This window comes from Chryseobacterium sp. HR92 (assembly GCF_045689405.1).
GTDB lineage: Bacteria > Bacteroidota > Bacteroidia > Flavobacteriales > Weeksellaceae > Chryseobacterium > Chryseobacterium viscerum_A.
On sequence record NZ_CP139139.1, the window covers coordinates 2,257,363 to 2,279,270 of the forward strand.

Below are 21,908 nucleotides of genomic sequence, written 5' to 3' on the forward strand. Positions count from 1 at the left end.
AAATGGAAGAAAACAACCTTATCAAAGACATTCAGCCGAAATCTGAAACATTCAAACTTATACAGAAATATGTTTTGAACAAGTATACCATTACGATCTGTCTGTTTTTGGTATGGATGATTTTTTTCGATAAAACCTCATTTCTTGTAATTAATGAACTGAACGGTGAAATCAGGAAATATGAAGAGCAGCTCGACTTCTACAAAAAAGAATACGAAAAGAATGATGCTTTTTATAAAAAACTGATGAACAATAAGTCTGAGAAAGAAAAATACGCAAGAGAAAATTATTTTATGAAAAAACCCAATGAAGAGATCTTCATTTTGGTGGTAGACAGCACAAAAGTTGCTAAGAAATAATAAAGTTGAATAGAATTACGTCAATGATGAAATTTATTTTTAGTTTTAAAAACTCACTTGCAAAGCAAAATTCACCATTGACCATTCACAAATAAAAAAACTAATGTCAAATACAGATATATTTTCAAACTGGGAAAATTTAGTCAAAAAACAACTTAAAACAGAGGATATTTACCCTATTTTAGAAAAGCAGAATTTGGAAGGAATAGAAGTGAAGCCTTTTTACACGGAGGTTCAGAAGCCTTTGGTAAATCTGCCCAGAGTTGAAGAAAGTACCCATTTGGTAGCAAGATACCATGAAAGTCTGGAAGATGAAGTATTTGCATTTATCCTTGATCAGAATGTAGAAAACCTTGATCAGAAAACCATTTTTGTCAGTAATAAAGATCTTGCAGGACACATCAGCCCTAAAGAAGAAGATCAGTATTTCTCACTGATTGATATTTTTAATGAAAAAGAAGGAAGCATAGATGACCAGCTGGCAAAAGAACTATTGGCAAAAGACTTTAAAAGAAATATTTGTGTCGATATTTCTCTGCATCAGAATGCCGGAGCAGCTATTTACCAGCAGCTTGGTATTGCACTGGCAAAAGCTAAGGAACTGATAGAAATATACGGTGCTGAAATTATAAACAAACTGATCTTCAGAATAGCAGTAGGAGGAAATTATTTCTTTGAAATGGCAAAATTGAGAGCCTTTAAAGTCGTTTTCAACCAGCTTTCCAAGGAATATGGTATGGATGAAGTTCCATACATCTTTGCAGAAACTTCACTAAGAAATAAAGCCGTTTCTGATAATGAAAATAACCTGATCCGTTCCACATTAGAGCTTGCTTCAGCAATGATCGGAGGAGCAGATGCTGTTTTCACCAATAATTATCTTGTCAGCAGAAGTACAGATAATTCGGAAGAAATTTCTTTCAAACAGCAGATTGTACTGGCTTACGAAAGTATTATCAATGTATTTGAGGATGCTTCTAACGGAAGTTATTATATTGAAGACATTACCCAGCAGTTTGCAGAAAAAGCATGGGCTTTGTTCGTTGAAATAGAAGAAACCGGAGGATATCTTGAACTGTTGAAACAGGGAGTTGTTCAGAAAAAGATCTATGATCATGCTATTGAAGAGCAGCAATGGATTGAAGAAGGAAAAATAAAGCTGATCGGAGTGAATTTATACCCTAAATTAGACGTTAAAAAGTCTATCGGTGATCTATATAACGAAAATGAAATAAAAGCGGTCCGCTGGGCTGAAATGTTTGAATAAATTTAATTGCTCCCACAGATTTCTCAGATGACACAGATTTTTACAGTACAACTGTAGAAACTAAATTATACACAAATGAATGAAAATGAGATAAGTTTTTATATCAGGAAATCTATTTTTTTCTGTATATAACGAGTTGGGACCAGGTTTATTAGAAAAAGTTTATGAGAAAGTCTTGGCACTTGAATTAAAAAATAACGGTTTAAGCGTTAAAACTCAAGTTCCAATACCCATAACATTTAAAGGAATTTTTATTGATTCAAGTTTTATTGCTGATATCATTGTTGAAGACAAAGTTATTATTGAAATAAAATCAATTCCTGAAATAATTAATGTTCATCACAAGCAGCTCTTAACCTACTTAAAATTAACCAAACTGAAATTAGGAATATTGGTTAATTTCAATACTGATTATATTGATAAAAGTATTATTCGAAAAATAAACGGAAACATTTAATAAGTACCATAATCTGTGCAATTTGTGAAATCTGTGGGAAATAAATTATTAGACAAAGAAATCCAAAACTATATCAACGCAAATCTGAATGTAGATTTACATGCATTACTCTTGAAAAAATCACCCTTTCCGGAAGTTTCTATGCAGGAAATTGTACAGCAGATCAAAGGAAAACAGGTTGCTGAAAGAAAATTTCCTTTTCTCTTGAAAGAAGGGATCATTTTCCCGCCACAGCTTAATCTGGAGCAGTCATCGTCAGAAAAAACAGCCCTTTATAAATCTGAAATGTTGAAAGGGAATCAGTTTATTGATCTAACAAGCGGTTTTGGTATTGATGCCTATTATCTGTCTCAAAACTTTGATCATATTACTTTGGTAGAGCAGAATACAGAGCTTTTAGAGATTGTAGCCCATAACTGGAATATTTTGGGACGTCAGGCAAATTTTATCAACAAAAAGCTTGAAGATTTCCTGAACGAGAATCAGGAACATTTTGATGTCATTTATCTTGATCCGGCCAGAAGAGATCAGCAAAAAAACAAAGTTTTTCTTTTGGAGGACCTTTCTCCTGATATTCTCGAAATTCAGGGAAAATTGCTGTCTGTTTCCGATCAGGTAGTCATTAAACTCTCCCCACTTATTGATCTTAAGTATCTTGTGTCGGTGCTGCCAGGTATTTCAAGGATAGAAATTATTGCTCTTAAAAATGATGTAAAAGAAGTTGTTATTGTTTTATCCAATGAAAATACAGATGAGATTATCTGCAACTGTGTGAACCTTGAGAGTGGAGAATCTGCCTTTACCTTCAGATTTTGGGAAGAAGAAAGGGCTGAATCAGAGTATTCTGAGCCTGAAAAATACATTTACATTCCCAATAACTCTATTTTGAAAGCGGGAGTCTTTAATTTGATTTCACTGAAATTCGGACTGAAGAAACTTCATCCTAACAGTCATTTTTATACCTCCAATGAAAAGAAGGAAGACTTTCCCGGGAGAATTTTGGAAATGGAACCAGTTGATTCTAAAAATATTAAGAAAAAAGAACAGTTTAATATCATTTCAAAGAATTACCCTTTAAAACCTGAAGAAATCAAGAAAAAATATGGTTTGAAAGATGGGGGAGACCATTACCTTATTTTTACACAATCCAAAAAAGGGAAAATAATATTAAAATCAGTATAAAAATGTTGCCGAAAAAAGCAGGATTTCTTACTTTTGGGCAATCAAAAATTTAAACATGAAATCGCCGGCTTTTTGGATAAATCAGAAGAGACTAAAATAGTGCGGTTCCATATGATCTTTAAAAAATAAATTTTACATATGAAAAAATTAGTTATATGTTTAGCAATTGCAACAGTAGCGGTAAGTTGTAAAAAAGTACCTGCTGGTGGAAATAAAGGGACTTTGAAACTGGAAGAAGGAGTAGAGAGATATTCTGATGCTGCTCAGGGAGAAGGTCACGGACATGCAGCTGCTGCAGAGCATAAGGAAGAAGTTGCTGTAAAGCCGGAAGCTGCAACCCCTAAAACAGATAGTACTGCTGCTGCAAAACCTGCTGAAGCTGAAAAGGCTCCAAAAGCTGAACACTAATTAGAAGTACAAAATATACAAATGCCCTGTTTTTGCAGGGCATTTTTTATTAAAAAAGACGGCTATAAGGCTCATTAGCATAAGGTTGGGAAAATCCTGCCTTTTTGTTTGTCCCTGCCGGGCATTTTTTTTAATTTTAACAAAATAAATTTTTACAATGCAAGAGACATTAAATTACATTAACGAAAACAAACAGCGTTTCGTGGATGAATTATTTGAGTTATTGAGAATTCCTTCTATTTCTGCAGATCCGGCGTATAAAGATGACGTTTTGAAATGTGCAGATGTAGTGGCGGCACACCTTAGAAATGCAGGAGCTGATGATGTTGAAGTTTGCCAGACCAAAGGCTATCCAATTGTTTTCGGGGAAAAGATTTTAGATAAAAGTTTACCTACAGTACTGGTGTATGGACATTATGATGTTCAGCCGGCAGATCCACTGGAATTATGGACAAAACCACCTTTTGAACCCTATATTGAAAAAACTGAACTGCACCCTGAAGGCGCTATTTTTGCCAGAGGTTCTGCGGATGACAAAGGACAGTTTTTCATGCATCTGAAAGCCTTCGAAGCTATGATGAAAACCAATGCTCTTCCTTGCAACGTTAAATTTATCTTAGAAGGAGAAGAGGAAGTAGGTTCTGTGAGCTTGGGAGACTGGGTGAATGAAAATAAAGAGAAATTAGCTTGCGACTGTATCTTAATTTCCGATACTCATATTTACAGCAACGAACAGCCAACTGTGACAACGGGATTAAGAGGCTTAAGCTATGTAGAAGTAGAAGTGGAAGGCCCAAACAGAGATTTACACTCAGGTCTTTATGGTGGAGCGGTTCCAAACCCTATTCACGTTCTTTCAAGAATGATTGCTAATCTGATTGATGAAAACGGTCATATTACAATTGACGGGTTCTATGACAACGTAGAAACGGTTTCAGATGCAGACAGAGCTGATATGAACAAATTGAAAGATAATCCTGAAGAATTCAAAAAATCAATCGGATTAAGCAATATAGAAGGAGAAAAAGGATATACAACTTTAGAAAGAACATCTATCCGTCCTACTTTAGACTGCAACGGAATTTGGGGTGGTTATACCGGAGAAGGCGCAAAAACTGTAATTCCTTCAAAAGCTTTTGCTAAAATTTCAATGCGTTTGGTTCCTTACCAGACTCCACAGGAAATCACAGAAAAATTCACGAAATATTTTGAAAAAATTGCTCCTGATACAGTAAAAATTAAAGTAACGCCTCACCATGGAGGGATGCCTTATGTTTTACCAACCAATACCAAAGAATTTGCTGCGGCAAAACAAGCGATGGAATCTGCATTCGGAAAAGAAGTTCTTCCATACAGAGGAGGAGGAAGTATTCCAATTACAGCGATGTTTGAGCAGGTTTTAGGAGCTAAGTCTGTATTGATGGGCTTCGGGTTGGATTCTGATGCAATCCACTCTCCAAACGAGCACTATGGATTATTTAATTTCTATAAAGGAATTGAAAGTATTCCGTTGTTTTTTGAAAATTATTCAAAGTAATTCAACAAAAATAAGATAGGGTAAGGTATTTCTGGAAAGAGATACCTTATTTTTTTGCTCTGAATTGAGCTGTATTGCCTCTGTAGTAAGACGTTTTTAATGGATTTTAAAATTAAATTCACTGAGAATAAAAGCGTTATTTTTTATTTGTAATAAGTTATTTCACCATTTGTTGAAAGTTTATATTTTTAATACAAAACTTGATTTACTATGAAAAAATACTACTCAATTGCAATTTTACTATTATCATCATGCATTTTTGCACAGCAGACTGTATCCTTTGAATTCAATGAAGGATTCAACACTGGAAATATCCATGGCCAGGCAGGATGGATCAGTACTCCCACAGGAGGAGTGCCTCAAAATGTAACCCATCAGACCATCAGCGTAGATAAAGCCAGCGACGGAAGCAGTTCCCTCAAAATTGTTAAAGAAGCAGCCTACGGAACTCAGTCTGATCCTATTATCGGAGGCTTTTATAATCTGCCGGCTCCTCTTGCTTACAACAACTTCTCCGTATCATTTGATATTAATATGTCGCAGCTCAACGGCTCTGATTTTGGTTTTCAGGGAGTAAATGGTATTGATGATCAGTTTGTTGTGAGACTGGATTTTGATAAAACCGGATTGTTCAAGATTCTGAATACAGTATCAGGCATACAGGATTTGATTTCCATACCTTCAGCCTGGCTGCCAAATATCTGGTACAGAGTGAAAATTTTGGGAACTGCCACAGATATCAGATACTATCTTAATAATGTCCTTATTTACACAGGAACAGCCGCAAGTTCAGTGAATATAGATCAGCTGCGTTTTGTCCATAATAATGTGTTGGGATCGGCTTATATAGATAATATTAAAGTGAATAGTGAACTTTTGGTATTAGGGATTAAAGATTCTAAGGTTATTGCCAAAGAAGTTTCAATTTATCCTAATCCTGCCACTGATTTTATACAGATTAATTCTCCCGGTACAGTAAAACGTGTTGAGATCTATGACGGGACGGGAAAGCTTATAAAGACTGAAATAAACAATAGCAGAATTAATGTAAAAGGACTGACTGCAGGTGTATATATGGTTAATGTAAAAGCAGAAGGAAGAAACTTCACAGAGAAATTTATAAAAAAATAATTCCTGATAAATCTTAGTATCAGTAAAACGCTCCAATTGGAGCGTTTTTATTACTTTAGAGAATTAAAATTTGGTCATCAATGTCAGAGAATAAAACAGCTTATATAACGGGAGGAACCAAAGGTATTGGTTTCGGGATTGCGAAAATTTTACTTGAAAATGGAGTTTCAGTAGCATTTTCAGGAAGAAAAAGAGAAGATGTCATGAAGGCGGAAGAAGAACTTAAGCAATACTCAGAAAATGTTCTGGGAATTGTTTCTGACGTAAGAAGCCTGGAAAGTGAGCAGGAAGCAGTAAAATATACCGTTGAAAAGTTCGGGAGAGTGGATTATATCATTGCTAATGCAGGATTGGGAATATTTAAACCCGTAGATGAGCTCACGGCAGAAGAGTGGAATGATATGATAGAAACCAATCTCACAGGTGTTTTCTATACCTTAAAAGCTTCTGTGGAAGAACTGAAGAAGACAGAAGGTTACTATATCACGATCTCAAGTCTCGCAGGTGCCAACTTCTTTGAAAACGGAACAGGGTACAATGCCTCAAAATTCGGAGTGGTAGGTTTTACACAGGCTGCGATGATTGATTTAAGGAAATACAATATTAAATCTACGGTCATTATGCCGGGTTCGGTGGCAACTCATTTTAATGGAAATATTCCGTCAGAAAAAGACAGTTGGAAGATTCAACCCGAAGATATGGGGAATCTCATATTAGATATTTTAAAGATGAATCCAAGAGTTTTGCCAAGTAAAATAGAGTTTAGGGCAACAAAACCAGCGAAGTAACTACATCTAATGTATTGAATAATAATTTAATAAGTATTATGCATGCATAATATATTTTTTATTTATATTAGCAAAAATTAATTCAAACAAAATCTCTGCATAAACTGTCATGATTTTATGCATCAAAGGGAAAAAATAAAATAGTACACATGAAAATATTAGTTTGTATTAGTAGTGTTCCGGATACTACTTCCAAAATTAACTTTACAGCAGATAAATCTGCTTTCGACAAAAACGGAATTCAGTGGGTAATCAACCCGCTAGATGAATTTGCGTTGACAAAAGCGGTTAAACTTCAGGAATCTCAGGGAGCAACAGTAACAGTAATCAACGTAGGAGATGCTGGTACAGAACCTGTGATCAGAAAGGCTTTGGCAATTGGTGCTAATGATGCTGTAAGAGTAAATCTAGATCCTAAAGACAGCTATTCTACAGCAAAAGAAATTGCTGCTGTAGCTCAAAACGGAGGATATGATCTTATCCTTTGCGGGAAAGAATCTATTGACTATAATGGAGGTTCCGTTCCGGGAATGGTGGCTCAGCTATTGAACCAGCCCTTCGTAAATGCTTCAGTAGGATTAGACGTAAACGGAGGTGAAGCTACTGCAGTAAGAGAAATTGAAGGAGGAAAAGAAACTATTTCTGTAAAATTACCGGCAATTATTGCAGGTCAGAAAGGATTGGTAGATGAAAAAGACCTTATCATCCCGAATATGAGAGGAATTATGTCTGCAAGAACAAAACCTCTACAGGTAGTAGAGCCTACTTCTTCAGAAGTAAAAGTTCAGGGAGTATCTTATGACAGTGTTCCAGCTAGAGCAGCTGTGAAAATGGTTTCTCCTGATAATCTGGATGAATTGGTAAGATTACTTCACGAAGAAGCTAAAGTAATCTAATCTTTAAATTTTTCAATCTTTTAATTATTAAATGTAAAACAATGGCAGTATTCGTATACGCAGAAAATATAAACGGAGTTTACAAAAAAGCAGCTTTTGAAGCAGTTTCTTACGCTAAAGCTGTTGCTGATAAAGCTGGAGATACCGTTACGGCAATCTCTGTAAACCCAACAGATTCTTCAGATTTATTATACAAATATGGAGCATCAAATGTAATCAATATCAAAGACGAAGGTCTTAAGAACTTCTCAGCAAAAGCATTCGCACAGGCTGTAAGTGAAGTAGCAGACGGAAACATCATCGTTTTCCCTCACACTACTGATGCTTCTTCAATTGCGCCAATGCTTTCTGTAATGAAGAACTATTCTTTAATCACTAATGCTTTAGAAGCTCCTGAAAGCCTTTCTCCTTTCCAGGTAAAGAGAAGAGCATTCTCAGGAAAAGGTTTTATGCATGCAAAAGCTGAAGGAAACGGAGTAATTGTTACCGTTTCTCAAAATGCTTTCGGTGTTAAAGAAAATGCAGTATCTGGTTCAGAAGAAGTGAAAAACTTATCGGTAGCTAATGAAGATACTAAAGTGATTTCTCACGAGCAGAGTTCAGGTAAACTAGACCTTAAAGAAGCTGAAGTTGTTGTTTCTGCTGGTAGAGGGCTTAAAGGACCTGAAAACTGGGGAATGATCGAAGATTTAGCAAACGTTTTAGGAGCAGCTACAGCATGTTCTAAACCGGTTTCTGACATCGGATGGAGACCTCACACAGAACACGTAGGACAAACTGGTAAGGCAATTTCTCCGAATCTTTACATTGCTGTAGGGATTTCAGGAGCCATTCAGCACCTTGCCGGAGTAAACTCTTCAAAAACTATCGTAGTAATCAATAGTGATCCTGAAGCACCATTCTTCAAGTCTGCTGATTACGGGGTAGTAGGAGATGCTTTCCAGATTATTCCTGCATTAACAGAGAAAATTAAAGCAATAAAAGGATAAGAAAGTGAATTGTGAATAGTCAATTCGTTTTGCTCGTCAATTTTTAATTAAATAATTCACTTGCAAAGCAAAATTCACTATTGACGTTTGACAATCATCAACAATACAGATAAAAGCTCGGCTTTCCGGGCTTTTATTTTTGCGTAAAAAAGTAAAATCACAATAAAAAATTAATCTATATTTGTAGCTATGGATTATAAACAGCTAATTATTCGCGGAATATCGTATAGCCAGACCCAGTCGGGGGCTTATGCATTGTTATTGGAGCATGAAGAAACACATATAAAATTACCTGTTGTTATAGGAAATTTCGAAGCCCAGTCTATCTCTCTCGGATTGGAAAAAGATATTCATCCACCGCGTCCTCTTACTCATGATTTATTTACAAAATTTATAGTCTCTGCCAACTATGAGCTGGTTTCTGTTATTATCTATCAGATTGTAGACGGAGTATTCTTTTCAAATATCAACTTTAAAAATAAAGTGAACGAAGAAGAACTTATTCTGGATGCCAGAACTTCTGATGCTGTTGCCATGGCAGTAAGATTTGATGCACCCATATTTACTACCCAGCAGGTTCTGAATGAAGCCGGGATTTTATTAGAACTGGAAGATGTTTCCAAAGAAGAACAATCTTTCTCAGAAACTGTACAAACAGAAGATAACTTAAAATCTCTTTCTATGGAAGAACTTCAGAAATTACTGGATGATGCCGTAAAAGAAGAAGACTATGATACTGCTCTTGAAATTCAGGAAGAAATCAAGAGAAGGAAAAAGACAATTGACTAAAGAGATACTTTTTATATAAACTATGAATTTAAAATTACGACTGACCATCCTCAGTTTTCTTCAATTTTTTGTTTGGGGAGCATGGCTGATTACGATGGCAAACTTCTGGTTTGGTACAAAACATTGGGAAGGAACTCAGTTTGGAGCTGTGTTCGGAACAATGGGAATTGCTTCCATCTTTATGCCAACCATTACTGGAATTATTGCTGACCGCTGGATTAATGCGGAACGAATATTTTCAGTATTACATATCCTTTATGGGATTATCCTTTTTATATTACCTCATTCTGCAGACCCGAATTCTTTCTTTTCGGTAATGCTTGTGGCTATGTGCTTTTATATGCCAACTATTGCACTTGCGAACTCTATTTCTTATACGATCCTGAAAAATAATAATATGGATGTAGTAAAAGATTTTCCGCCTATTCGTGTATGGGGTACCATTGGTTTTATTGTGGCCATGTGGATCACTAACCTTAGTGGAAACAAAGCTACGGAAGGACAGTTCTATATTGGAGGGGCTGTAGCAATATTTTTAGGAATTTATGCTCTTACCTTACCAAAATGTCCGCCACAAAAGTTGATTGATAAAAACTCGCCATTATCTGAACAATTAGGATTGAATGCGTTCAAACTTTTTGGGAACTATAAAATGGCTTTGTTCTTTTTATTTTCAATGCTTTTGGGAGCAGCGCTTCAGCTTACCAATGCATATGGAGATGTTTTCTTAAGTGAATTTGCCCATTTTCCTAAATATGCTGACTCATTTGTAGTACAGAGATCTACTATCATCATGTCAATTTCTCAGGTATCAGAAACCCTGTTTATTTTGGCGATTCCTTTTTTCCTGAAGAAATTCGGAATAAAAAAAGTAATGCTGATGTCTATGCTGGCATGGGTGTTAAGATTCGGATTCTTTGCATATGGCGTTCCGGACGGATTCGGACTTTCTCTGATTATCCTTTCATGTATTGTATACGGAATGGCATTCGATTTCTTTAATATTTCAGGATCACTTTTCGTAGAAACAACTACCGATAAAAAAATACGTTCTTCAGCTCAGGGGTTATTTATGATGATGACCAACGGTTTCGGAGCTGTTTTTGGAAGTTATATTGCAGGTTGGGCTATTGATAAATTCTTTACCCATAAATTTACAACCGCTTCAGATTTGTCTACTTATCTGGAAACAACCCCTGATAATCCTACTTTCCTGGAAATACTGAAAAACAGTTTCAATGCAGCGGTTAATTCAGATGGAACCCTTTCGTCTGTAGTGATGGTAAAAGACTGGCAGCAGATATGGCTTTCATTTGCCATTTATTCGCTGGTGCTGGCTATATTCTTTGCTGTATTGTTTAAACACAAACATAACCCGGAAGATGTTTCATCAGTAAAACATTAATTAAAACTAACATTATTAAGATATTAAATTGCATTTTTGAAAAAAAATGCAATTTTTTTTATTTTCAGGCAACCTTTTTTAAAATAGACCGTCTTATAGATAGAAACTGAAACATGAAGAATATCGAAGAGAATTTTTTATTGGCTCAAAAACAAGACCGGAGAGGGCAGAAAGCTCTTTACGAAATGTTTGCTCCCAAAATGCTGGCCATTGCAAATTCTTATGTCAATAACCTTCATGATGCGGAAGATATCCTCCTGAATGCATTTATGAAATGCTTTACCAGAATAAATGAATGCAGAGACGGGAAAAGTTTTCCGTTTTGGCTTAGAAAAATTATCGTTAATGATTCTATCACCTTCATCCGGAAGAATAAAAATATTCTCTATGCAGATGTGGAAATTGCCGATGATTATAGTGAAACCCCTGATGAAGAATATCCGGAAGAACTCAATATTGAAGAAATATTTTCCCAGATGCCAATAGGATATAGATTGATTTTTAATCTACATGTCTTTGAGGATAAAAAGCACAGTGAAATTGCTGAAATTCTTAATATCTCTGAAGGAACAAGCAAAAGCCAGTTGAGCAAGGCAAAAAAATGGCTTGCTGAATTTTTAAAAGCAAAAGAAAATGAAAAAAGAAATACTGAAACAGTTAAAATCTGATTACGAAAAGCTTGAAATAAAGCCTTCCGCAGATCTTTGGGGCAGGATAGAGCAAATAGACCGGGGGGAAGAGAAAAGTACTGATGTAAGCACTAAAAAGGCTTTTCAGTGGTGGAAATATGCAGCCATATTAGTTCTGTTGGTTTCGGTAGGAGGGTTACTTTATTTTAATGGAAATCATCCTGTCAATACAGACAATCCGATCGTTCATACAAAACTGCCAAAAGAGCGTACGGAAACACCCTTAACGGATCAGGAAATAGATGTCGTTCAGAATATCAAAACAGAAAAAAATACCAATCAAAAGAGTATAAAAGAAATTCCAGACAGTCCTACAGTATATCAACAAAAAGAAATTTTGCAGAAAGAAGGATTAAGCGGAAGTAAAGAAGAGCAGATTATAATTGCTGATTATGAGATTAAAGCCCCTATATTGGAAAAAGAGCTAATATCTATAGCAGACAAAGCTTCTCCTGTAGAAACTAAAAAGACGGAATATATTAATGCTGATGAACTCCTGCAGGGAAGAGAGTTTCAAAAAAAACGGGAAGAGAACAGAACAGATACCAGAAAATTCGGAGCACTTGATATGACTAAAATTAAAGTTAAAAGCCCCAATTCTTTTAAAATCTTTGGTGTAACAGTCTACACTGACTCACTGGAAAGCAAATAAATAATTATCCTTTATATCACAGAAAAACTGCCCCGGAATAAGGACAGTGATCAAATATTGTCTTAAAATTAATAAAAATATGAAACCAAAATTACTATTGATGGCTGCTGTAATAGCTTTTAGCTATGGATTTGGCCAGGAAACTCAGGATAATAACCTGAGTGTCTATTCAAAAAAAATTGACAGTATAGTGATGTCTGAAAAAGGCAAAATGAATATAGAACTGGATCAGATTGATAAGAGCTTTAAAGAAAAGAAAATCACACCTGATGAAAAACAAAAACAGCGCACAGCAATCGCTTCAAAATATGAGCAGATTATTAATGAAAAAATAGATTCCCAAAAGCAGGATCTTGAAATGGCAACCAAAGAACTGGTTAAAGATGCCGTTTTTAAATCTGAAGATTCAGTAAAATCCGGAAGAAACCAACTTTGGCTGGGACTGAATGGATTTAATATGAAACTCAACGAGCGGAAAAAAAAGAATAATCCGAAAAACTATCTCGAAACTTTAGAACTTTCAGTGGGTATGGGTGGAGCAGGATTAACTTCAAAGAATAAGCCTTTTGATTTTTACAGCAAGAATTCTGATATAAAAAACAGTGTTATCAATTCCTGGCAGCTGACATTATGGTACGGTAATCAGATCGGAAGCTATACCAGTCCTTTTTTCTACCGGTTCGGATTGGGAGTACGATCAGACCAGTTTACACCAAAATACGGGCAGGCATTCAAACAAGATAAATATACCTTATTCGTTGGCGATTTTGACCGCGGAAACCTTAAAAAGAGTATGCTTTACAATACTTATTTAACCGTTCCTGTCGATCTGAAATTTGTTTTAAACCCAAAATATAAAAATTATGAAGGGGTGAAATATCTGGATAACAATCAAAAACAGTTGTCTGTTATCCTGGGTGTTTATGGAGGTTTGAAAATAGGAAGTGTGAATTATTCCAAGTATTCTAACGAGTTTTCCGATAGAATTGTTGAAAGAGAAAAAGTGATGCATGGAGTGAACGATCTTGTTTTCGGAGGGAAATTAGGAATCAGCTATGCGGGGTTCAACCTGTTTATTCAGAAAGACTTTACCCCGGCGTTTAATAATAATGCTTTGCTAAAGAAAAAATATGGACTTCAGATTGGGATAGAGATCGCAAATGTTAATTTTTAATTTGGCAATAAATAACTAATTTCTTTGTATAATAAGTAAAAATATTAAAACTTTTTTATAACTAACAAGTGTTCGGGTAAGGAAATTCTATTTTTAAAACACACTATTTAAAAGTGTGTTTTTTTTTGTATTTTGGCACTTTAGTAAATATGAAAAATATTCAGTTATTAGGATTACTGTTAGTAATTATAGGCAGTTTTTTACCCTTGGTACATGTACCTGTTATTGGGAACTGGAACTATTGGAAACTTGATCATTATTTGGCCATTGCATGTTGGATATTTGCTGCATGCGCAGTCTTTGGAATTGTCAATAACAGTGTGAAAATCGTAAGGTTTTTTGGTATTCTGCTTATCCTTTTATTTGCATTTACCTTATTCGCTGTGAAGATGCAGTCTTTGCAATACTTTAGCTTTTTACCATTCAAATCCTGGCAGGAAACTTTTGCTGGAATCGTTAAACTGAAATGGGGCTGGGCTGTAGAATTTTTAGGTGCTTTTCTTTTGGTTTTTGCAGGAGGGAGCAAAAAAGTAAATAATCGCACACAACTATAAAAAATGAACCTTTTAAAAATATTTTCCGCAGGAATTTTGTTGGTGGCAGCCGCACAGGTTAACGCTCAGACAACAGATCAGAAAAAACCGGATAATCCGGCTAAATGTGCCAATATCAAAGAAGGGAAATTTGTAAGACCCAATTACCCGGAAGGAATATGGCATATGACCATTAAGGATAATGTTCAGACCGAATATTTCAATAATGGGAAAGACTATATCAAATCAACATTGGTTTTTGTGGATGACTGCAACTACAAAGCAATCATTATGGAGAAATCCGATAAAAATAATCCCGTACAGATAGGAGACGTCTTCAATAATAAAATTTTAGCAACTCAGGATAACCTTCTGAAAGTTAATACTAAAATTGAAGGAACTCAGTTTGACGTGGTCTATGTAAAAGTAAAATAAATTCAACCTATAAAATGGAACTTTGTTCCGTTTAGTTAAAAATAAAAATTATATACATGAAAGAAGTATTCATCGTTTCCGCAGTAAGAACACCTATGGGGAGTTTTATGGGAAGCTTGTCAACAGTTCCTGCTACAAAACTGGGAGCAACTGCTGTAAAAGGAGCACTGGATAAAATTGGTTTAGATCCTAATGCTGTTCAGGAAATTTATATGGGGAATGTTCTGCAGGCAGGAGAAGGCCAGGCGCCGGCTCGTCAGGTAGCTTTAGGAGCAGGTCTTTCAATCAATACACCTTCTACTACAGTCAATAAAGTATGTGCTTCAGGAATGAAGGCTGTAACAATGGCTGCTCAGGCGATCAAAGCTGGTGATGCAGAAGTAATTGTTGCAGGAGGTATGGAAAATATGTCTTTAGTTCCTCATTATTACAATGCAAGAGTGGCTACAAAGTTAGGCGATATCAAAATGCTTGATGGGATGGTGCTTGACGGTCTTACAGACGTATACAACAAAGTACATATGGGAGTATGTGCAGAAAAATGTGCAGTAGACTATAATATCACAAGAGAAGATCAGGATAACTTTGCTGTAGAATCTTACAAAAGATCAGCAAAAGCATGGAGCGAAGGTAAATTCAACGAAGAAATTGTTCCGGTTTCTATTCCTCAGAGAAAAGGAGAACCTGTAATCTTTGCTGAAGATGAAGAATACAAAGCAGTAAACTTCGACAGAATTTCAACACTTCCTACCGTATTCAAAAAAGAAGAAGGAACAGTAACAGCAGCTAACGCATCTACCTTGAATGATGGAGCTTCTGCATTGATCCTTGTTTCCAAAGAAAAAATGGAAGAACTTGGTTTGAAGCCTCTTGCAAAAATCGTTTCTTACGCTGATGCAGCACATGAGCCTGAAAACTTTACAACTGCTCCAGCAAAAGCTTTACCTATCGCTCTTAAAAAAGCGGGATTAGAAGTTTCTGATATCGATTTCTTTGAATTCAACGAAGCTTTCTCAGTAGTAGGATTAGCCAACAACAAAATCTTAGGATTAGACGCTGCTAAAGTAAACGTAAACGGAGGAGCTGTAGCATTAGGACACCCACTTGGAAGTTCTGGATCAAGAATCATTGTTACATTAATCAACGTTTTAAAGCAAAATAACGCAAAATACGGTGCAGCAGCAATCTGCAACGGTGGTGGAGGAGCTTCTGCTATCGTGATTGAAAATATCTAATATTCTGTTTACGAATATATTACCATTAAGGAATTGATAATTTTTTTAAAAACTTATCCATTTCTTAATGGTTTTTCTATTTTTGTGCTACTAATATATATTTGAAATGTCTGAAACTGAGAATCGACAGCCTAAAAACATAAAGAATAATCCAAAGATTATGAAAGCCTGGGCTGTATATGACTGGGCAAACTCCGTGTATTCCCTGGTCATTACCTCTACTATTTTCCCTATTTATTACTCTATCCTTACCACAGCGTACGAGAAAAAGGAATACATAGCCGAAACCAAAACATGGATTGATGTTCCGGTAAGACATACAATCAAAATTTTTGGAGAAGGATATCAGCCGGATGCTGTATATGGATATTCACTTACCATATCATTCTTTATTGTAGTATTGTTGTCTCCATTTTTATCTTCATTGGCAGATACTATCGGAAACAAAAAATCTTTCCTTCAGTTTTTCTGCTATCTGGGAGCAACATCATGTATGGGATTAGCCATGTTTACAGGGATGCACAATGTATTTCTGGGACTTCTCTTCAGTATTACGGCCAGTGTCGGCTTCTGGGGAAGCTTGGTGTTTTATAACTCCTTTCTTCCGGATATTGCCACACCGGACAGGCAGGATGCACTTTCTGCAAGAGGATATGTCTACGGATATATTGGTTCTGTAGTTTTAGTAGTAATCTGCTTGGTTCTGATTCAGGTTTTTGCTAAAGGAGCTGCTCAGCAGTTACTATTTACAAGAATCAGCTTCCTGTTAACGGGAGCATGGTGGTTTGGATTCTCTCAATATACATTCAAACACCTTCCTCAGTTTGGGGATGTGAAAGACAAGCTTCCTAAAGATCTTGTATTACTGAATTATAAGAACATCTTCAAAAAGCATGAAGAACAGGGAGGATTCTTTGAAGTATTTAAAGATAATCTGAGCTTCTATAAAGATATTGCAAAAGAAAGTTTTCACGAACTGTTTAAAGTAGGAGGAGAGCTTTTCAAAGACAGAAATCTTAAATTCTTCCTGTCGAGTTTCTTCTTTTACAGTGTAGGAATGCAGACGATTTTCCTTATGGCAACCTTATTCGGAAAGAGTGAGATCAATCTAGCTCAGGATAAACTGATCGGAACCCTTTTGGTTATTCAGATTGAAGCCATTATCGGAGCTGTTATTTTCTCAAGGCTATCTAAGAGAATCGGGAACAAAAACGTTATTTCAATTGCTATCATCCTATGGATTGTTGCTTGCCTCTGGGCTTATTTCCTGAATAAAGAAAATCCAACGGTAGAATACCAGTTCTATGGAGTAGCTGCAGTGGTAGGATTAGTAATGGGTGGTCTTCAGGCGATGTCCAGATCTACCTATTCAAAATTGCTTCCTGAAAACTCGATGGAAAACACAACCTACTTCAGTTTCTATGATGTATTGGAGAAAATTGCGATCATCATCGGGACATTCATCTTTGCAACATTAATTGAGCATTTCAATAATATGCGTATCGCGGCATTGTCCATGACCATATTCTTTGCAGCAGGATTAGTTTTAATCAGATTCCTGAAGGTTAAAATGAGAACCAACAGAGAAACATTATAAAAAAGAAAAGACGTTATTTTTAACGTCTTTTTTTATTTTAACGAATAAAAAACATTTGTTTTGTCATTTGATTTGATTTATTTGTAGACTTTTTATAAATACTAGAATATAATAGTAGTTTTTCACTATGTGTTGATTTTTTTTGTTTATTTGTGAAAAACAGATAAAATTACCAAAATCATGAAAAAGTTTCTATTAATTTGCTTTCTGCAATATTTTATTCTTTGTTTTTCTCAAAATTTAAAACCCGTTGCTCAAAAAGTTTTGGAATTTCATAATCGGAAAACGGAACTTAAAACCTACGATTTATTTGAAACCAATAAAACGGCTGATAAAATAGCCGAATACAAACGGGCAGCAGCAGATATTACTGTTATGTCTTTGAAGTCTGCAGAATTGAAAAGATTAATCAAAGAAAAACCTGATTTTCTTGAAATCTCTTTTCCCTTTGATGGCAGCAGACAGATCACTGTTGAAATGTACAAACATCAGATCTTAACCAGCGATTTTAAAGTAGTTACCGATAAGAGTAAAACAGTAGAATATACCCCGGGGGTCTATTATCAGGGAATTGTAAAAGGAGATAATACCTCTATTGTTGCCTTTAGTTTTTTTAATGATGATATTGTAGGTGTTGCTTCTACACTAGAATTAGGAAATGTTGTGGTAGGAAAAGCTAAAAATTCTGAAGATTTTGTAAGCTATTCAGATTCTAAATTAACAGGATCTAATCCATTTGCCTGTGATGTAGACGGATTGAAAGAAAACCAGGTTCAGAGACCCGTTTTCAATCCTAACAATACCAGTAAAAAGAAAACAGACAACTGCGTAAGAATATATTATGAAGCAGGTTTCGGTCCATATACCCAAAATGGAAGCAATACAACTACTACTACGAATTGGGTTACTGCTATGCATAATAATGTTGCAACCTTGTATGCAAATGAGAATATTAATGTGGCTTTAAGCGAAGTTTTTGTTTGGACAACTACCGACCCTTACGCCGGCTCACCAAGCACAATTCTGAGCCAGTTTAGAACCACCAGAACCACTTTTAACGGAGATGTGGCTCAGTTATTAAGAAATCCGGCTACAACCAGTATTGCATATGTAAATTCATTATGTACCAGTTACAAGTATTCTTATTGCGGTATGAATTTTAGCTATCAAAATGTACCAACCTATTCATGGAATATAGAAGCTATGACACATGAACTTGGACATAATTTAGGATCACCGCATACTCACTCATGCTTCTGGAACGGAAATAATACAGCTATTGATGGTTGTGGACCTGCTTCAGGAAATAACGAAGGATGTACTGCTGCTCTTCCTCCTGCAGGCGGTGGAACTATTATGAGCTACTGCCATTTGGTAAGCAGTGTAGGGATTAATTTTGCGAATGGCTTTGGTGTACAGCCAGGAACATTGATCAAAAATACAATAGATTCAAAAGGCTGTCTTGGTACCAACTGTACGACGTCTTGCCCTACATCTATAACGAATTTTAACATTAACAATATCACACAGACTTCTGCAAATGCCACTTTTACAGATGCTCTTTCAACAGCATGGAAATATAAACTGACAACAGCAAACGGAGCGGCAGTATCTTCCGGAAATGCTAATACACAGTCTTTTAATTTTTCAAATTTACAACCGGCATCTTATTACAGACTAAGTGTGGGAACAGATTGCAGCGGACCAAATGCATTCCAGTTATCAAAGCTTTTCCTGACTGACGGAGCATGGTGTGATGGAACTCCGTTTTTGGATACAGGAGGTCTCACGGGGCAATATAAAGATAATGAAGACCTTGTAAAAACATTTTATCCTACTCCCGGTTCATCTATGACAATGACATTTACTGCATTCGATATTGAACAGGGGTACGATTTTATGTATGTGTATAACGGCCCTTCTACGGCTTCACCACTATTTGCCAATGGGAATAATCTGAGTGGAAGTACACTACCTGGACCGTTTACATCTACAGATCCTTCAGGTGCAATTACCGTAAGATTTGTTTCAGATGGAGGCGTTACTGGAAACGGATGGAATGTGAATTTCTCTTGCAGTGTTTTAGCAGTAGAAGATACCAATACAAAAAGTAATTCAGTCAATATTTATCCGAATCCAGCCAAAAATATGATAACCCTGTCTTCAAAAGAAAGACTAAAAGGGTATAAAATCTATGATGAGGCTGGAAGACTGATAGTTTCAGATTCTTCTTTAAAAGGAAATAAACAGGAAATAAACCTTTCCTCAATTCAGACTGGAAACTATGTGATTACCATTGAAACAGAGAGGCAAACCATCAACAAAAAGCTGATCAAACAGTAATTTTTAAATAATTTATTATAAAAGCCTGATAATCTCAGGCTTTTTTCTTATATTTAATAGAGAAATTTCGGCCTGAGTTTTGCTTATATTCAGCGAAATAATTTTTAACTTTGCAAAAAGATTTATTGTCAAAATGACCAACCCTCTATTTTATGCAAAAATAATCCTGTTTGGAGAATATGGAATGATTGAAGATTCCCAGGGGCTTGTAGTACCTTACAGCTTCTATAAAGGGACTTTGAAATTTTCAGATCTGAGTTCTGAATTTGAACTTAATTCCAACAGACATCTGCAGAAATATTCTGAATATCTTACAGCACTTGATCTTTCCGACGATTTTAAATTGGATATTGGGAGTTTCAAAAATGATATTTCTAACGGACTTTTCTTTGATTCCAATATTCCTCAGGGATACGGAGTGGGAAGTTCGGGAGCTTTGGTAGCTGCTATTTTTGAAAAATATTCAATCAGCAAACTGAATCCTGAGAGCATCTCAAAAGATAATCTTAAAAAATTAAAAGCTGTTTTCGGTGAAATGGAAAGCTATTTTCATGGAAAAAGCTCAGGAATGGATCCTTTGATCTGTTACATGAATCTTCCGATTCTTATCGAAAATAAAGAAAATTTAGGCAGAGTAAATATTCCAGAAGGAGAAGAAGGAAAAGGAGCCATTTTCCTTATTGATTCTGGGATAACAGGGGAAACAGGTCCTATGATTCAGATTTTCTTTGAAAAAATGAAAACAGAAGGTTTCCGCAAGACTCTGAAAGAAGAATTTATCCGTTACAACAACGCATGTATTGAATCTTTCCTTAAAAAAGATATGAATCCTTTCTTCAGAAACCTGAAAAAACTTTCTCACTGGGCCTATGAACATTTCCGTCCTATGATTCCTGAAAGTATCTTCAACATCTGGAAAAAAGGTCTGGATTCTAACGCTTATTATCTTAAACTCTGCGGAAGCGGTGGAGGCGGTTATATCTTAGGATTTACCAAAGACTATGCAAAAGCAGAAAAAATGCTTGAAGGCTTCCAGAAAGAAGTGATTTACAGATTTTAAAAAGATTGGAATGAATTCTGAAAAAGAAACTTTCCAATCTAAAAATTATATATCAAAATCTTTCCTGTACAGATTTTCCCAATTTGTGGGCTTTCTGCTCGGAGCACGGTTTTTTGTAGCAGCTCTGCTGACATTTGCCCTCTATGTTTCCACTTTTTTCTTATTTAATCAGGATGAATCTTTCAGAAAATTCGTCTTTGATTTCAAAGTACACGGCATTATTTTCTGTACGGTTCTTACCATTCTGGCCGGAGGGATAATCAATCAGTTCTATGATCTGGAGAAAGACCACATCGTAAAGCCTTTCAGAACAAGGGTTCAGAGCTTTATCAAGCAGAAATATTTTCTATACGCTTATCTGGCACTCAGTGCTATTTCTTTGGGAGTAGCCTGGATGATTTCCCATAATGTATTTGTTTTTTTTGTAGTTTATCAGTTTTTTATGTGGTTTTACAGCCATAAACTGAGCCGAATACTCATTGTAAACAATCTTACCTTTGTGAGCCTTACCTTGTATCCATTCTTTGGAATGATGGTGTACTACGAAACTTTTTCAAAAAAGGTATTCCTTATGGCTGTTTTTCTTTTCCTTATTTTGCTGTGCATTGATATTGTGAAAGATACCCTTACCAGAAGTGTAGACAAAACGTTTGGGTATACCACCATTCCTAATTATTTTAAAAGCAGAAATACAAAAATTATCCTGTCTTCTTTACTCGTGGTTACAATGGCAGTTTCCATGAAACTTATTACCAAAACCGGTGTTACCGGATTCATGGCCTACTATTTTGCCGGAGGACTTTTTATCATGATATTATGTATTTATCTTCTTATCAATGATTCCCGAAGAAGTAACTTCTTCACGTTAAATATATTACGATTCTGGGTTTTCGTAGGAATTATTGCAATGCTTTTAAATGGAATAGAGCATAAATTATAAAAAAATTCTTTAAATAAACTGAGGTTATTATTACCTTTGCCT

22 protein-coding genes are annotated in these 21,908 nt (G+C 35.6%); all 22 read left to right on the top strand.

Annotation, left to right across the window (positions count from 1 at the left end; translation table 11 throughout):
- The first annotated feature begins 2 nt into the window (after positions 1-2).
- The 22 genes from SFA27_RS10135 to SFA27_RS10240 all read left to right on the top strand — a co-directional run bounded on the left by SFA27_RS10135 (position 3) and on the right by SFA27_RS10240 (position 21,866).
- Positions 3-359: a septum formation initiator family protein gene (locus tag SFA27_RS10135; protein WP_047374422.1), complete on the top strand. Its 357-nt coding sequence runs from the start codon at positions 3-5 to the stop codon at positions 357-359.
- Between the two features lie 103 nt (positions 360-462).
- Positions 463-1,626 (top strand): methylmalonyl-CoA mutase family protein, encoded by a 1,164-nt coding sequence (locus tag SFA27_RS10140; RefSeq protein WP_407297963.1) that lies wholly within the window; start codon positions 463-465, stop codon positions 1,624-1,626.
- Positions 1,627-1,762: 136 nt separating this feature from the next.
- Positions 1,763-2,083: a GxxExxY protein gene (locus SFA27_RS10145; protein ID WP_407297964.1), complete on the top strand. Its 321-nt coding sequence runs from the start codon at positions 1,763-1,765 to the stop codon at positions 2,081-2,083.
- A 33-nt stretch (positions 2,084-2,116) separates the two neighbouring features.
- Positions 2,117-3,265, top strand: a complete 1,149-nt coding sequence (locus SFA27_RS10150) for a class I SAM-dependent methyltransferase (protein ID WP_264517795.1) — start codon at positions 2,117-2,119, stop codon at positions 3,263-3,265.
- A 138-nt stretch (positions 3,266-3,403) separates the two neighbouring features.
- A complete protein-coding gene (locus tag SFA27_RS10155) occupies positions 3,404-3,673 on the top strand; it encodes a hypothetical protein (RefSeq protein WP_047374428.1) in 270 nt (89 codons plus the stop codon).
- Positions 3,674-3,830: 157 nt separating this feature from the next.
- On the top strand, positions 3,831-5,210 hold the full coding sequence (locus tag SFA27_RS10160; RefSeq protein ID WP_047374429.1) for a dipeptidase: 1,380 nt from the start codon (positions 3,831-3,833) through the stop codon (positions 5,208-5,210).
- A 210-nt stretch (positions 5,211-5,420) separates the two neighbouring features.
- Entirely contained in the window at positions 5,421-6,341 is a 921-nt protein-coding gene (locus SFA27_RS10165) for a T9SS type A sorting domain-containing protein (protein WP_407297965.1), read from the top strand.
- A gap of 80 nt (positions 6,342-6,421) precedes the next feature.
- On the top strand, positions 6,422-7,129 hold the full coding sequence (locus SFA27_RS10170; protein WP_407297966.1) for an SDR family oxidoreductase: 708 nt from the start codon (positions 6,422-6,424) through the stop codon (positions 7,127-7,129).
- Between the two features lie 149 nt (positions 7,130-7,278).
- Positions 7,279-8,025, top strand: coding sequence for an electron transfer flavoprotein subunit beta/FixA family protein (locus tag SFA27_RS10175; protein WP_047374434.1), 747 nt, complete (start codon positions 7,279-7,281; stop codon positions 8,023-8,025).
- Between the two features lie 41 nt (positions 8,026-8,066).
- Positions 8,067-9,014 (top strand): electron transfer flavoprotein subunit alpha/FixB family protein, encoded by a 948-nt coding sequence (locus SFA27_RS10180; RefSeq protein ID WP_047374436.1) that lies wholly within the window; start codon positions 8,067-8,069, stop codon positions 9,012-9,014.
- Between the two features lie 189 nt (positions 9,015-9,203).
- Positions 9,204-9,803 carry a bifunctional nuclease family protein gene (locus tag SFA27_RS10185; RefSeq protein WP_047374438.1) on the top strand — a complete coding sequence of 200 codons (600 nt, stop codon included), beginning with the start codon at positions 9,204-9,206 and terminating at the stop codon, positions 9,801-9,803.
- 22 nt (positions 9,804-9,825) lie between these two features.
- Positions 9,826-11,208, top strand: a complete 1,383-nt coding sequence (locus SFA27_RS10190; RefSeq protein ID WP_047374441.1) for a nucleoside permease — start codon at positions 9,826-9,828, stop codon at positions 11,206-11,208.
- 113 nt (positions 11,209-11,321) lie between these two features.
- Positions 11,322-11,876, top strand: a complete 555-nt coding sequence (locus tag SFA27_RS10195; RefSeq protein ID WP_407297967.1) for an RNA polymerase sigma factor — start codon at positions 11,322-11,324, stop codon at positions 11,874-11,876.
- The gene (locus SFA27_RS10200) at positions 11,842-12,549 is read left to right on the top strand and encodes a hypothetical protein (protein ID WP_407297968.1); all 708 of its coding nucleotides are present in this window, start codon (positions 11,842-11,844) and stop codon (positions 12,547-12,549) included. Before SFA27_RS10195 ends, SFA27_RS10200 begins: the two co-directional genes overlap by 35 nt.
- 79 nt (positions 12,550-12,628) lie before the next feature.
- A complete protein-coding gene (locus SFA27_RS10205) occupies positions 12,629-13,723 on the top strand; it encodes a hypothetical protein (RefSeq protein WP_047374447.1) in 1,095 nt (364 codons plus the stop codon).
- A 149-nt stretch (positions 13,724-13,872) separates the two neighbouring features.
- Positions 13,873-14,277: a hypothetical protein gene (locus SFA27_RS10210; protein WP_047374449.1), complete on the top strand. Its 405-nt coding sequence runs from the start codon at positions 13,873-13,875 to the stop codon at positions 14,275-14,277.
- Between the two features lie 3 nt (positions 14,278-14,280).
- Positions 14,281-14,691 (top strand): hypothetical protein, encoded by a 411-nt coding sequence (locus SFA27_RS10215; RefSeq protein WP_407297969.1) that lies wholly within the window; start codon positions 14,281-14,283, stop codon positions 14,689-14,691.
- Between the two features lie 56 nt (positions 14,692-14,747).
- On the top strand, positions 14,748-15,926 hold the full coding sequence (locus SFA27_RS10220) for an acetyl-CoA C-acyltransferase (RefSeq protein ID WP_047374454.1): 1,179 nt from the start codon (positions 14,748-14,750) through the stop codon (positions 15,924-15,926).
- A 106-nt stretch (positions 15,927-16,032) separates the two neighbouring features.
- Entirely contained in the window at positions 16,033-17,523 is a 1,491-nt protein-coding gene (locus SFA27_RS10225; protein ID WP_047374457.1) for an MFS transporter, read from the top strand.
- A gap of 180 nt (positions 17,524-17,703) precedes the next feature.
- Positions 17,704-19,866 (top strand): M12 family metallo-peptidase, encoded by a 2,163-nt coding sequence (locus tag SFA27_RS10230; RefSeq protein ID WP_407297970.1) that lies wholly within the window; start codon positions 17,704-17,706, stop codon positions 19,864-19,866.
- A gap of 133 nt (positions 19,867-19,999) precedes the next feature.
- Positions 20,000-20,926, top strand: coding sequence for a mevalonate kinase (locus SFA27_RS10235; RefSeq protein WP_407297971.1), 927 nt, complete (start codon positions 20,000-20,002; stop codon positions 20,924-20,926).
- A gap of 10 nt (positions 20,927-20,936) precedes the next feature.
- Positions 20,937-21,866 (top strand): UbiA family prenyltransferase, encoded by a 930-nt coding sequence (locus SFA27_RS10240; RefSeq protein ID WP_052184563.1) that lies wholly within the window; start codon positions 20,937-20,939, stop codon positions 21,864-21,866.
- Positions 21,867-21,908 lie beyond the last annotated feature (42 nt).